The sequence below is a fragment of the Arthrobacter sp. 01T414 genome (assembly GCF_056398965.1).
In genome coordinates this window covers 251465-265411 of record NZ_JBFTQK010000001.1, presented here as the reverse complement: position 1 = coordinate 265411, position 13947 = coordinate 251465, and the positions used below count along the sequence as shown (strand labels likewise).

Annotated in this window: 12 protein-coding genes; 3 read left to right on the top strand and 9 right to left on the bottom strand. The window is 62.8% G+C overall.

Going from position 1 to position 13947, the window contains the following annotated elements; genetic code table 11:
• Window positions 1–11 precede the first annotated feature (11 nt).
• From AC1DK9_RS01215 to AC1DK9_RS01175, 9 genes are all read right to left on the bottom strand, one after another.
• Window positions 12–392, bottom strand: a complete 381-nt coding sequence (locus AC1DK9_RS01215) for a hypothetical protein (protein ID WP_476914765.1) — start codon at window positions 390–392, stop codon at window positions 12–14.
• Window positions 393–847: 455 nt separating this feature from the next.
• Complete coding sequence (locus AC1DK9_RS01210) at window positions 848–2329, bottom strand: FGGY-family carbohydrate kinase (RefSeq protein ID WP_476914764.1); 1482 nt, start codon at window positions 2327–2329, stop codon at window positions 848–850.
• Window positions 2330–2455: 126 nt separating this feature from the next.
• On the bottom strand, window positions 2456–3349 hold the full coding sequence (locus AC1DK9_RS01205) for an NAD-dependent epimerase/dehydratase family protein (protein ID WP_476914763.1): 894 nt from the start codon (window positions 3347–3349) through the stop codon (window positions 2456–2458).
• Window positions 3350–3481: 132 nt separating this feature from the next.
• Window positions 3482–4090, bottom strand: coding sequence for a DAK2 domain-containing protein (locus tag AC1DK9_RS01200; RefSeq protein ID WP_476914762.1), 609 nt, complete (start codon window positions 4088–4090; stop codon window positions 3482–3484).
• Window positions 4091–4111: 21 nt separating this feature from the next.
• Window positions 4112–5113: a dihydroxyacetone kinase subunit DhaK gene (locus AC1DK9_RS01195; protein ID WP_476914761.1), complete on the bottom strand. Its 1002-nt coding sequence runs from the start codon at window positions 5111–5113 to the stop codon at window positions 4112–4114.
• 57 nt (window positions 5114–5170) lie between these two features.
• The gene (locus tag AC1DK9_RS01190; protein WP_476914760.1) at window positions 5171–6244 is read right to left on the bottom strand and encodes an ABC transporter permease; all 1074 of its coding nucleotides are present in this window, start codon (window positions 6242–6244) and stop codon (window positions 5171–5173) included.
• Window positions 6241–7296 carry an ABC transporter permease gene (locus tag AC1DK9_RS01185; RefSeq protein ID WP_476914759.1) on the bottom strand — a complete coding sequence of 352 codons (1056 nt, stop codon included), beginning with the start codon at window positions 7294–7296 and terminating at the stop codon, window positions 6241–6243. Before AC1DK9_RS01185 ends, AC1DK9_RS01190 begins: the two co-directional genes overlap by 4 nt.
• On the bottom strand, window positions 7293–8807 hold the full coding sequence (locus AC1DK9_RS01180) for a sugar ABC transporter ATP-binding protein (RefSeq protein WP_476914758.1): 1515 nt from the start codon (window positions 8805–8807) through the stop codon (window positions 7293–7295). Before AC1DK9_RS01180 ends, AC1DK9_RS01185 begins: the two co-directional genes overlap by 4 nt.
• Window positions 8808–8867: 60 nt before the next feature.
• Complete coding sequence (locus AC1DK9_RS01175; RefSeq protein WP_476914757.1) at window positions 8868–9914, bottom strand: substrate-binding domain-containing protein; 1047 nt, start codon at window positions 9912–9914, stop codon at window positions 8868–8870.
• Between the two features lie 190 nt (window positions 9915–10104).
• Between AC1DK9_RS01175 and AC1DK9_RS01170 the strand changes: the two genes are divergently transcribed.
• From AC1DK9_RS01170 to AC1DK9_RS01160, 3 genes are all read left to right on the top strand, one after another.
• On the top strand, window positions 10105–10860 hold the full coding sequence (locus tag AC1DK9_RS01170) for a DeoR/GlpR family DNA-binding transcription regulator (protein ID WP_476914756.1): 756 nt from the start codon (window positions 10105–10107) through the stop codon (window positions 10858–10860).
• Between the two features lie 316 nt (window positions 10861–11176).
• Window positions 11177–12805, top strand: a complete 1629-nt coding sequence (locus AC1DK9_RS01165; RefSeq protein ID WP_476914755.1) for a purine-cytosine permease family protein — start codon at window positions 11177–11179, stop codon at window positions 12803–12805.
• The gene (locus AC1DK9_RS01160) at window positions 12802–13941 is read left to right on the top strand and encodes a cyclase family protein (protein ID WP_476914754.1); all 1140 of its coding nucleotides are present in this window, start codon (window positions 12802–12804) and stop codon (window positions 13939–13941) included. Before AC1DK9_RS01165 ends, AC1DK9_RS01160 begins: the two co-directional genes overlap by 4 nt.
• Window positions 13942–13947 lie beyond the last annotated feature (6 nt).

Here is a 13947-nt window from a genome sequence, read left to right as displayed (position 1 = left end):
CTTCATGGCGGCTACCACCCCAGTGCAGTGGCGAACGCCAGGCCGGCCAGCACCAATGACACCGGGACCATGACCCGCCGCTCGTCGCTGCTCTTCGACGCAAGGTTGGGCAGGACGCTCAGCAACAGATAGCCCGCAATGATCCACATGGCGACCACGTCGGCGGGTGCCAGGAGGAACGAAACCAGCCCGGCCCGGTCCAGCGCAACGGCTGCGAAGGCCGCGTAGACCAGGATCGACACCGCACTTCCAACGCGCAGCCGGGCCGGCAGCACCGCATTTTGCCCGCCCCAGGCGAACYGGCCGAGGGGAAGCCCGATGATGAGCAGCACTTGGAAAACGGCAAGGATGCCGAGCAGTGCGCAAAATGCCAGAGGGATAGCCAGCGTCATGAGCTGAAGACTAGCTGGGCAAGAAAGCCGACCGGACTTCCGACACTCTTAGCTGCCGGCTTCCCTGCGAAGGGCGCCCGGTTCACCCCGCCCAGCGCGCCCAGTATCCATCCGCGGCCTGCAGAAAGCGCCGGCGCTGGATTCTTACTCCGAAAGGGGGTGGCTTTCTGGCCGGCCCACTGATCCTGACGAACTTCCGTTCGGAGTGAAGCTCACGGCTATGGCTGCGGCAACCACGAATGTGCACAGGAAGGTCAGCGCTGCGAGGATCAGCCCGGCCGGTCCCGGTTGCTGCCCATATCGGGTTCGGAGCCGGAAGCCGCCGAGATAGCTACCCAGGGAAGTTCCGCGGGCGTAGAGCGCCCAGTTAATGGTCATGGACGCTGCAAGGACCAGTGCAAGCGGGATCCAGCGGCCGGGCGCGAGGGGTCGGCCGGACAACGGGTGCCACGCCCTCAACCAGAGGGCCTCGACAAGGCCACGAGCCGATGAGTCAGCGAGGAGGTCGATTCGTAAAGCTCTCGATACAGCGAGTAAAGGGCGCCGTAGGATTCGGATAGATCAGGATTTGGCTGCACAACTGAAACAACCGGGTTCCAATCACCGATATCGACTGGTTGGAGGGCGCTTGCCGCCAGAAATGCATTCCCAAAGCTTGCTCCCACGCTTACCGAAGGAATCCGTTGCTCCCGTCCAGTCACGTCCGAAATGATCTGAGTCCAAAGTCCTCCTTGGGTCCCACCGCCGACGGCCATCACCCGATTCACAATTGCTCCGTGGGCCTCCAGTGCCTCCAAATTGTGGCGGACTCCGAAAGCCGTCGCCTCAAGGGTTGCCCGGTAAATGTCGCCACGGCCATGGTCCAGCGACAAACCGGCGATGAGTCCGCGGGCATTTGGATCTGAAATAGGGGTTCGTTCGCCGGCGAAATAGGGAAGCATCAGGAGGCCCCTGGCTCCCGCACCGGAAAGTTCCGCTTCCTCCAGTAGTTCCGAAAAATCCGGCGAACCCGCCAACCGCCGGATCCAAGAGGTAACGGCCCCTGAGGTCGCCATGCCCCCGGCCAAACTGTAGGTTCCGGGTGCCGCACCCACCGTTCCCCACAGGGTCGACGACGTGGCCCGCTCACTAAGCGTGTTGATGAGAAACATCGTGGTTCCGTACATCAACATCAGGTCTCCCGGCGCGTGAGCGCCAACGCTCACGGCCTCGGCCCAGGCATCGATTGTTCCACCCGTGACCGGGACACCGCGGGGAATGCCAGTTCGTGCAGCAGCTTCCTCGCCCACGTGACCGACGACTTCACCCGGCCAAACCAGTCGGGGCGGCTCTATGGACTGCATCAGTGGCTCTGCATAAGGTCCATGCCATTCACGGGCACGCGTGTCGTACATCGGTGTGCACTGGCTCGCAGAATGGTGGTCGAGGACGTACTCGCCCGTTAGCTTGTAAACCAACCACGAGCTGGGCATGAACAGCATGCGGGCCTTGGAAAAAGCATCCGGTTCATGATCCGCGAGCCACGCAAGTTTGGGCCCGATCGCTTGGGACGACAAGGCGGATCCGCAGCGCTCCACAATTGTTTGCTGCCCGATCGCGTCGTTTAACCTGTCAATCTGCACGCCGGCGCGCGTGTCAATGCCATAGAGGATGGCCGGGCGCAGGGCAGTCCCGGCTTCATCCGTTATTGCTGCGCACGGCCCCATTCCGCTAACGCCGACCCCGACGATCCGAAGGTTCCGGTTGGCCGACAACTCGCGGGCTATGCTCTCGAACTCTTTCGACCACAGGTCGGGATCCATCTCAACATGCCCTGGTCGCGGACGGTCGACGTCGTGGTTCCGCGTTGCACGGCCTTCGATCCTGCCATCGAAACCGACGAGCACCCCTTTGCTGCTGGATGTCCCGATGTCTACGCCCAAGACAACTTCGCGCATATCTTCCACTTTGTTTGTGGCCCGCCCCGCTGGGGGCGGGCCGCCGGTCAATACCTGCTGGCGTTCGTCTCGCCAGGCACTCCGCCGGCCGCAACCCAAAGACCCCGGCCTGGCATCAGCCTTATATCAGCTCGTAGGCGTCTGGAGAGCTCGGCCGTCCGAGTCGAGGTAATCCCGCCACGAGCGCTTGGCTTTCCATCCAAGCATCCGCTCCGCCTTTGCGCAGGAGATCCCCGAAGCATCAGTGCGGCTCAGCTTCCGGAGTTCAATCTTGTCGCCGTAGTACTCCTTGAGCACAGCCGCGAAGTCGCGGCCGCCTACGTTATCGGGATTAGCGATGTAGAAGACCTCGTGCCCCGGGATGTCGGATTCGACCGCCAAAACGATCGCGTCAGCGAGGTCATCCGAATCCACGTAGCTCCAAAGATTGGGGCTCAACTTGCCGGCGTCGCGGACCTGGGCACCGAGGTTGCGCTCGTAGTTTCCGGCGTGCTGGACGTGGCTGGGCCGAATTGAGATACAGCGCATATCACTTCGCCGAACAGCCGCGTCACAGAGTTCTTCACCAAAGAGCTTCGAGAGTGCGTACGGATCCTGCGGTTCGATCGGATGGCCTTCGTCGACCGGCGCGTACTCCGGAAGCACGGGACGCTCGGGGAAAAAGAAACCGGGAACGGTCTCGCTGGATATGTTGACGAACACTTTGACCCCGGCACGAATGGACGCCTCAATCATGTTGAAAGTTCCCATGATGTTGTTTTGGAAAACCACGTGGGGAGGATTGTGCGTGGGTTCGGGAATCGCCCCGGCGTGGACCACGGCATCGAAGTCGCGGACCATCCCGTAAACCTGCCCGGCGTCGGTCAGGTCGGCTTGCTGGTAGTCGGGCTCACCGGGAAGAATGCGGTCAAACGGGTGGCGACCAAGGTCTGAGCCGGTCACTTGGTGTCCGGCAGCGATGAGGGCGCGGACAACAGCGGTGCCCACTTTCCCCCGGGAACCAGTTACGAGAACTTTCATGTTCGTTGCTCCTTCAAATTGCGTAAGTGTGTGCTGCGAGGCGGAGGCTGACCTGGCGGCCGGCGAATCTGCGATGGGACGCCGGTTCCAAACCAATACGGTTCGCCCACGAGGAGTGGTTACCCCCACTCCTCAGAAACGCGCGAGCGCCCCGGCGGCCCGCCAAGACTCAAGGAAACGCCACATCGCCGTCGCTCCCGGATCCTGGAGACCGATACTGCGCTCCTGGAGCCAGGCGGCACGGCCGCGCCGTGAACGCAAAGACCGCGTATCCACGACGGCCTTTTCTGCCGCCGCTATGGCGGCGTCCAGGCCGTCGGGTCCACTCTGGCTGGCCTCGAGGGCGTCGGCGGCAGGCATGATCGCATCGACGATTGTTTTGTCGCCCAACTGAGTCTTCCCGCGCTGGGCAATGTTGTCCCCGGCCGCCCGGACGAAACGGGCCGCCTCGGCGACGTCAACGTCCGCGACGTCTTTCCAGACCTTTGATCCTGCGAGCAGCCCTCCTGCGACCAGGGCCGCCATGGTGGACGGGTTGGCGTTAGCGAAGGCCTTAGCGCACGCCCGTGCGATCTCCGACGGGCTGGCCGCTTCGGGGAGTTCGGCAAGGGCGTCAATAACCGCACTGGCGCCCAGGCTGATCGTGATGCCCAAGTCGCCGTCTCCCAGCGCCTGGTCCAAGTCGCGGAGTTCATCCGCGTATTTGACGACCTCTTTCAGGCTTCCCTGAATCTGTGCCACGAGTTCTGTCGAGTGCATGGTTTATACCTCCAAGAAGAAGGGCGATGCGGCCGGCGCCTGCAGCAGGGCCAGACGTTCGTCGTTGAGCTTGAGCAGGGAGATAGAGGCGCCTGCCATTTCCAGGCTCGTCGCGTACTCACCTACATAGTTTTTGCTGACTGTGACGCCGTGGTCAGAGAGGATCTGGTGCGCACGACGGTACATGACGTACAGCTCTTCCAACGGCGTGGCGCCCATTCCATTGACCAGAATTGCGACTCTGTCTCCCTCGGTCAGCTCAAGGTCGTCGATCAGGGCCCCAACGAGACGTTCGGTGATAGCGTCAGCGGGTTCCAGAGCACCGCGGTGAATGCCCGGTTCCCCATGGATTCCGATTCCAATTTCCATTTCGCCGTCGGGCAGGTCGAAACTCAGGGAGCCCGTGGTCGGGAGGATGGTGGGGGAAAGTCCGATTCCCATCGTCGCGGTGTTGTCGACAATATCCTCGGCGACCGCGGCCACATCATCCAGGGTGTCCCCGCGCTCGGCCGCGGCGCCCGCAGCCTTATAGGCGAAGATCAGTCCGGCGACCCCTCGGCGTTCCAGGCGATTGTCCTTCGGCTGGCTGGCGACGTCGTCTCGGCCCACGACCGTGCGGGTCTCAATGTCTTCAAGTTCGGCCAGATCGGCAGCCAGATCGAAGTTGAAGACATCGCCGCCGTAGTTGCCATACAGATACAGGACGCCGGCCCCTCCGTCGACTGCTTTGGTCGCCTCGAAGCACTGCTGGGAGCTGGGCGAGCTGAACACGTTTCCGATTGCCACGCCGGAGCATAGGCCCTGTCCCACGTAGCCCTTGAAGAGCGGCAGGTGGCCGGAGCCGCCTCCCGTCACGATGCCGACTTTGCCGGCGACGGGTGCGTCAGCCCGGACGAGGATGCGGGGGTCGTCCCCGGGCGTCTTCAATTTCTCCGGATGTGCCAGGAGGATCCCTTCGATCATCTCGTCGACGAAGTCCTCGGGCTTATTAATGATTTTCTTCACGGGTTACTTTCTGTTTGCGAGTCACGGGTTGTGGTGCCCGACGGCGGAAGGGCGGGTCTAAACGGGCTGGACGGCGGGCTGCGGCCGCCGGCGGCGTCGGCGCCAGCGGACTTGGTCGATGGCCATGACCGCCACGAGGATCACGCCCTGGGCGATCGCGTACTGGTACGAGGAGAGCCGCAAAGCGGTGAAACCGCTTGAGACGATTTGGAGCGTAAGCGTCGCCAACACGACGCCGAAGACCGTCGCGAATCCGCCGTTCGGGTTGGTGCCTCCCAAGACGGCAATCACAATGACCAGCAGTACGTACGACGCCCCGTAGTCAGCGGAGGCGGTGGGGTTGCGGGCGATGAAAAAGACGCCTGCAATGCCACTGAGCAGGCCGGTCAACACGTAGGTGCTCATGAGTGTTTTCTGCCGGCCAATGCCGGAGTACCGTGCCGCCGTCGGGTTGGCGCCCTGAAGCTGGATCCGCAGCCCCAGCGGGGTGCGGTTGACAATGATGCCAACGGCCACTGCCAGGAGGACGAATACGAAGAAGAGCGTCGGAATTCCACCCAGCGTCGACGCGCCAATAGCTGTCAGCGCAGCAGGCGTACCGTCCAAGGTTTTGCCGCCCGTCCACGCAACGGCAATCCCATTGAAGATTTGGAGGGTGCCGAGGGTGGCCAGGATCGGAGTGATGCCTATAACTGAAATGAGTAGGCCATTGATGCAGCCGCCGATAACCCCCACGGCTATGCCCGCGAGGACGATGAGCACGAAGCCTTGTTCGGCCAACGCAGGATTAGAAGCGGAGATGCTCGTGTACAGGGTCGACATGGTGATGGCCGCGATGTTTGCGATCGCCACCAGCGACAGGTCAATTCCCCCTGTCAGCATCGCCAGCATCATGGCGATGGCGATCACGCCGATCTCCGGCGAGTTAAGAGCGATGTTGCGCAGGTTCGTGCCGCTAAGGAAAACGGAAGGCTTCAGGACCGCGAAGATGGCGAAGGCGAGGACCAGAAGAACCAGCATCCGCCTGACGCCGCCGTGCGGGCTGAGCCGGCCAAGCATACGAGTCCAGGCAGAGTCAATGGAGTCGTTTACGCGGCCCAGGGTATTCACGTCCGAGTTCTCGGTTTTCATGCTGCAACTTCCTGTTTCCGAGGGGCTTCATCGAGGATGCGGGGCCGGCTGGGTCGCCGCGAGGCCAGCGCCTGGACGCCTACGCCGACCAGGAGGAGCACGCCCACCGCGGTCCGCTGCCAGGCGCTGGGAACGCCGGCGAGGATGAGGCTGTTGTAGATGACCTGCACCAGCAGGACGCCAAGCGTGGTTCCCAGAACGGAACCGCGTCCACCGAAAATAGATGCCCCGCCGAGGACGACTGCGGCAATAATGTCCAGTTCGCTGCCGACAAGAATCTGGGGGCTGGCGCTGCGGCCCATTATTACGTAAATGAGACCACCGATCGCCGCCATGGTCCCCGCCACGACATATACGATCATCTGCGTTCGGACAACGCGTATGCCGGCCCGGCGGGCGGCCTCCACATCTCCACCGATGGCGTAGATGCTCCGCCCAAACATCGTGTTCCTCAAGATCCACGCAAGTCCGAGGGCTAGAAGCACAGCAGGGATCACCAAGACGTGCAGGTACGCGCTCCCGCTCGCCGTGGATACCTCGAAGATGTTCGAAGTGGAGATCTGTGCCATGGAATCCGGCAGATCGGCAATGTAGCGGGAGCCAACATAGGTGAGCAACGCGCCCTTGAAAATGCCTTGGGTACCAAGTGTGACGATCAGCGTCGGCAGTCGAAACTTAGCGATCAGGAACCCGTTGATGGCGCCGAGCGAGGCGCCGATCAGCAATGCAAGGAGAAAAACTCCTACGAGCCCGAAGTCCGGCATCCCGGTCTCAAGTGCCCGGACTGTGGTGTAAGCCGCGAACACGGCGATCGCGGCAAACGAAACGTCGATACCGCCGGAAATGATTACCATGAGCACGCCGAGGGCGAAGATCAAGGGGACGATCGAACTGCGGAGGATGCTAAATGCCGTCGGCAGGGTGAAGAACACCGGGTTGGCGACGGACATAACCACTACCAGGGCCAGGAGGACGACGGCGAGGACGCCTTCGTTGTTGGCGCCCCGGAGCCGCCCGAGGCGTTCCAGGGTGCCCAGCTTGCTGCGGATCATGCAGCCACCTTCTCTCGTATGGTGTCGACTGCGACGTCGTCGCCCTCGAGCGTTTCGACTACCCTGCCGTGCCTGACCACCAGCACGCGGTGGCAACATGCCACGAGCTCGGGTGCGTCGTCCGAAATCACGATGATGCCCATGCCCTCCGAGGCTTCCGCACGGAGGATGTTGAGGATCTCTGCCTTGGATCCGATGTCAACGCCGACGGTTGGTCCGTTCAGCATCAGGATTCGCGGCTTTCGGGCCAGCCATTTGGCAAGCACTACACGCTGCGCGTTTCCGCCGGAGAGGCTCCGTACGGGTGCCTGAACGTTGGGGGCTTTGACCCTCAGTCGTTCGAAGAGGAACTGGATCGTCTGCTTCACAGCGCGAAGATCGAGCGTTCCGAGCCTGGTCTTATGCTCTGCCGGGGAGCCGGCAATTATGTTGTCGGCGATTGATTTGTCCATGAACAGGCCTTGGGTCAGGCGGTCCTCGGGGACATAACCTATGCCTGCTTCGATGGCGTCCTGAATTGAACGAATAATCACTTCTTTGCCGTCGATTTTCACGCTACCCGAGTCGTGAACCAGCGCGCCGAAGAGGGACTCCGCTATTTCGGTCCGGCCTGAGCCCAGAAGACCTGTCACACCCAGAATCTCTCCGCGCCGAAGGCTGAACGAGACATCATCGTAGGCGCCTTGGAGGCCCAGCCCGCTTAGTTCCAGGACAATTTCCGCAGATGGGTCGAGCTGACTGACGTGTCTGGTCTCATCGAGTTCTCGCCCGGTCATGTGAAGGGCGATAGCCCCGGGGTTCAAAGTCGATGCCGGACTGGTGACCACGTTCCTGCCGGAGCGCAGAATCGCGACGCGCTGGGAGATTTTGAGTACCTCGTCCAACTTGTGCGAAACGAAGATCAACCCAACACCCTTTGAACGCAGCCGCTCCACGATTTCGAAGAGTCGGTCCACCTCAGTGTGTGTAAGCGCAGTCGTGGGCTCATCCATGATGAGCACTCGTGCGTCACTGACCAGGGCGCGGCAAATCGCGGTTAGCTGCTTATCGGCGACGGAAAGCTTTTCCACGTCCGCGTCCAGGTCGAGATTCAACCCGAGGTCGTCGACGATTGCCTGTGCCTTCCGGTGCGCTTGCTGACCGGAGTGCAGCCGCTGGCGGCTGGCCACTGCCGACGTCAAGACGATGTTTTCAGCCACGGTCAGGTTTGGGAACAGCGAGAAGTCCTGGTAGATGACTTGGATGCCGCTCTTGATCGCCGTGGCGGGGTCCATCGACGGGTAGGTACGGCCGTCGACGATGATGTCCCCGGAGTCCGGCCGCTCCGCCCCGGAGATGATCTTGATGAGCGTCGACTTTCCGCAGCCGTTCTCGCCCGCGAGGCAGAGCACCTCACCGGGTAGAAGATCCAACGACACGTCGCTAAGCGCTGCGACGCCTCCGAACGTCTTGACAATGTTCCGCACCTCGAGAATCGGAGGAGGCGGCCCATGGAGGGCAGTACTTGTCATATTGCTAACCCTTTCGAGAGGGCGTGGGGCACCACGTTGTCAGCCCCACGCCCCGGACTATCAGAAGTTGTACTGCTTTGCCGTCTCGGCGTCAGCCTCGATGGACGCGTCGCCCAGGAACACGTTGTCGTACCCGTCCAGCTTCTTCAGGCTGTTGTAGCCCTTGATGCCGAGATCCGTTCCGGTTTCGATTTTTCCGCCGGTGGCCAGGATCCGGGCGATCTCAAGCTGGGCCTCGCCGGCGAGCGCCGGATCCCAGAAGAAGATCTTGTCGATCCCGCCGGTGGCCAGGTACTTGCTTGCCGCGGAGGGGATGGACGTTCCCATGACGCAGGTGTCCTTTGCCTTCCCTGCTTCTTCCACAGCACGAGCAATACCCGGAACGTCGTTGCCCGCCGACCCCTCAAAGCCCTTGATGTTGGGGTGCTTGGCGAGAATTTCCTTGGCCTTTTGGTATGCCGCGGCCTCGTTATCCGTGCTTTCGATCGGATCTTCAACGCGCTTCATGTCCGGGAAATTCTTCTTCTGGTAGTCGTAGGCCGCCCCCACCCATTCCATGTGGGTCTTGGCCGTAAGTCCACCCACAAACTGGACGTACTCGCCCTTGCCGCCCATGCAGGTGCCCAGGCTCTTCATGATCTTCTCGCCGTAGACCTTGTTATCAAACGCTTCGATATCGATGTCTACGTTCTTGATGCCAGTCGCCTCATGCGCGACGGTGATGATGCCCTTGGCCTTGGCCTGTGCAAGGACGTTGGCGACGGCCTCAGGGGAGTTGGGCACGACGGTGATGGCTGTCGGTTTCTGCGCCACCAGGTCCTGAATGATCTTGATCTGCTTCTCCGGGCTGACGTCATCACCGCCCTCCGTGCGGGTATCGATTCCGGTGCGCTTGCCGTAGCTCTGCACGCCTTCATCCATGCGGTCGAACCAAGCGATGCCCTTGAGCTTCACGACCGTAACCATGGTCATGTCCGAGGGCTTGGTGTCACCGGTCGAGCCGGGCGCAGCGGTAGAGGCCGCCCCGTCATTCACGGAGCCGCAGCCCGTCAAGAGAATGGCCGAGAGGCCGGCCGCAAAAAACGCTGATGTACGCAAAAGCTTCATCAATTCACTCCTTTGTGATCACGCAGTACGGATGCCTGAATCCGTGCATCGGTTTCTCCGATCTGTGCATACGCTAGGTCATATATGCGCAACTGTCGAGGGATTTGCACAATTTTGAGACGACTTGTGCGGATATTGCGCGAATTCGTGCGCCGGTCTACCCTTAGCTCAGACTTAAGAAAGGGGCCCGATGTCGCGCCGCCAGGAGATCGTCGAGCTCATCGAGGAGCAGGGCTTCCAGAGCGTAACCACGCTTGCCCGCAGATACGGGGTGGATGGGTCCACCATCCGGAGAGACCTGGAGCGTCTCGCCGAGGAGAAGAAGATCAGGCGCACCCACGGCGGCGCCGCACCCGTGGAGCCGCTTTCCCCTGCTCGGGCATCAGAATTTGAGTCGAAGGAAAAAGAGGCGATCGGGGCCGCCACTGCCGACCGCATCCTTGAAAACCAAACGGTACTGCTGGACAGCGGGACCACGTGCCTGGAGGTTGCTCGGCATCTGAATCACTCCCGCCTGACTGTGGTTACCCACGACCTTCTGGTCGGAATCGAGATTTCGCGCAAGCCCCGGATTAATCTGGTCTTCATCGGCGGGGAGCTGCTCCCCGGCAGCACCGCGATGTGGGGTCCGGCGTCGCTTCAGCAGCTTGAGAACATGCGGGTAAATGTTGCCGTCTTCGGCGCGGGCGCCGTGATGGACGACGGGATTTACGCGAGCTCCAGCTACTCGATCGAGCTCAAACGCAAGATGCGGTCAGTCGCCGGCGAGGCCTTCTTTGTCGCGGACAGCTCGAAGTTCGGGCGTGAAGCGCTCTTCAAGGTGTTTGGATTTGAAGACTTCACTGCAGGGATCACCGATGATGGCATCGACCCGATCCGAGCGGCCCACTGGCCAATCCCGCTGATCCGGGCACCTAGGCCGTCCAGCTCACGGAAACGCGCCTAACCCCGCCTCAGCCCGTGCGGGGCGTGTTATTTGATCGGCTAGCCGAAATAACGCGGGTCGAGCACATTGCGGGCACTGCGCGAGGGGCACAGCTGCGTAGACATTTCCGCCAGTCACCCCTCTGGCAGCGACCCATCCCCCGGCCGTTCTGCGCGGCGCCCTCAGGGCAACCCGCCGGCAGAAGCCCACGCACCCAGTTTCCGGCCTTGTCGCGCCGCTTGCTGTGAGCCGCTTGCTGTGAGCCGCTTCACAATGTAGCCTTCGGAACAACTTGTGATGCTTATTAAGCAACAGCTTCTTTCGGATGGAGACAATCGTGGCAAAGACGCAGCGGGCGGCGTACGCCGGCGACATGGCCGGCGGCAAGGTGACGCAGGTGGAGACCTACGGGATCGAGCAGATTCCGGAGAAGGACCGGAACGCCAGCGCCTTTGACCTGTTCCGGGTCTCGTTCGGCGGCGCCAACACCTTCGCGACCGCCTTCTTGGGAGCATTTCCCATCCTCTTCGGGCTCTCCTTCTGGCAAGGCCTGGCGGCGACGCTGACGGGACTGGTTATCGGCGCGCTCCTGCTGGCCCCCATGGCCGTGTTCGGCCCCACCAACGGCACCAACAACGCGGTGTCCTCCTCGGCGCATCTCGGTGTGCACGGCCGGATCGTCGGATCGTTCCTCTCCCTGCTGACCGCGACGGCGTTCTTCTCCATCTCCGTCTGGAGTTCCGGGGACGCGCTGGTGGGGGGCCTGAACCGGCTCGTCGGCGTCCCCCAGGACATGGGCTCGTTCGCGGTGGCGTACGGCCTGTTCGGAGCGCTGGTCCTGGTGGTTTGCATCTACGGATTCCGGTTCATGCTCCTGGTCAACAAGATCGCCGTCGTCGCCGCCACCTTGTTGTTCGTCGTCGGGTTCATTGCCTTCGCCGGCGACCTCGACCTCAACTTCGCCGGAGCCTTCGGCACGGGCCTGGACGGCCTGGGCATCGAAGGCTTCATCCCCGCCTTCATCGGGGCAGCGCTGATCGTCATGTCCAATCCCATCTCCTTCGGCGCATTCCTGGGGGACTGGGCCCGCTACATTCCCACCGCCACGCCGAAGCGAAAGGTCATCGGCGCCGCCTTCCTCGCCCAGGTGGCAACGCTGGTGCCGTTCGTGTTCGGGCTTGCCACGGCATCGATCATCGCCACTAAGGCACCGGAATTCATGGACCCGGCGGCCCCCAACTACGTCGGCGGACTGCTGGCCGTCTCGCCGGCGTGGTACTTCATCCCGCTGTGCGCCATCGCCCTGATTGGCGGCATGTCCACGGGTGCCTCTTCCCTGTATGGAACCGGCCTGGATTTCAGCAGCGTCTTCCCCCGCTTCAACCGTGTCCAGGCGACCGTGTTCATCGGACTGCTGGCCATCGCATTCATCTTCATCGGCCGTTTCGCCTTCAACCTCGTGCAAAGCATCTCCACTTTTGCAACCCTGATCGTCACCTGCACCGCGCCCTGGATGGTGGTGATGATCATCGGTTTCATCACCCGCCGCGGCTGGTACGACGCCGATGCCTTGCAGGTCTTCAACCGGCGCCAGACCGGCGGCCGCTACTGGTTCAACCACGGCTGGAACCTGCGCGGCATGTTGTCCTGGCTGGTCAGCGCGGCGGCCGGCCTGAGCCTGGTCAATATGCCCGGCCAGTTCCAGGGACCGCTCGGCAACCTGGCCGGCGGCGTGGACATCAGTCTTCCCGCCTCCCTCGTCCTCGCGGCTGTGCTCTACCTCGGGCTGTTGTGGCTCTTCCCCGAGCCGCGCGCCGTTTTCCCTGCCGCAGGCCCGCGCTGGGTCCCGAGCCGTGAGACCCCGATTGCCCCGCTAAAAGACAGCTCCGGGAACACCGTCGTCCCCGCTACGGCCGGTCCCAAGAGCGCCGAGCACGAGTCGGCCGAATTGGTGGCCCAGCCGTGACTTGGCTGGACCTCAGCGTGCCACTCAGGTCGGGCATGCCCGTCTACCCCGGCGACCCCGCAGTCCGCATCGCCCCGGCCCTAACGGTGTCCGACGCCGGTGCGAACGTGCTGTCGCTTTCCATCGGATCCCATTCGGGAACCCACGTCGACGCCCCCTACCACATCCACGATGACTGGGAGCGGCTGGACGAACTGGCGCCGCCTCGCTTCAGCGGCCCGGCGGAGCTGGTGGATGTCCGCGCCGCCGGACCGGGAGGCACAATCACCACAGGACACCTGGCCGGCCTCCGCCCGGCGTCCGACGGGGACGGCGGGCCGGAGCGCATCCTGCTGCTCCACACCGGGTACGCCGAGCACTGGGAATCCCCGGAGTACTCCAACCACCCGTTCCTTGACGCCGCTGCGGCCCGGCTCATCGTGGACCGTGGATACCGCACGGTGGGACTGGATGCCCTCAGCGTGGACAGGAGCACGGATGCGGACTCGGAGCCGGAGGAGGCCGTGGACGGGACGTTTCCAGCCCACCACGTCCTGGCCGGAAACGGCTGCGCCATCGTAGAAAACCTGACCGGGCTTGACCGGGTCGCGCAGGTCCTCGCCGCCGGCGCCGCGGTGGAAGTATTCTTCTTTCCCCTCAGCATTCCGGGCGCCGACGGCGCCCCCATCCGCGCGATGGCCCGCGCCACGCCCGCCGAACGGCACGCGCAGGCGGACACCTCCGCGGCCCCGCTCGAGCTGACCCGTCAGGACGTCGAAGCCGCAGCAGCACGGCTGGTCGCCGCCTTTGCCACCACGGATACCGAGGGCTACTTCGCGTGCTTCAGTCCGGCTGCGACCTTTATCTTCCATCCGGAACCGGCCAGGCTCGGTTCGCGGGACGAATACCGGCGGCTCTGGGATGGCTGGATCGCAGCCGGGTGGAAGGTGCTCAATTGCCAGAGCAGCGAGCAGGACATCCAGCTGGCGGCCGGCACGGCCGTGTTCACGCATCGGGTTCTAACGACTGTGCAAACGGATTCAAGCGGGATGACGGCAGTCAGCGACGAACGGGAAACGATCGTTTTCACCCGCACAGCCGATGGCCAGATCCTCGCCGTCCACGAACATCTCTCCGCCGTGCCGTCGAGAACGTAGAAACCA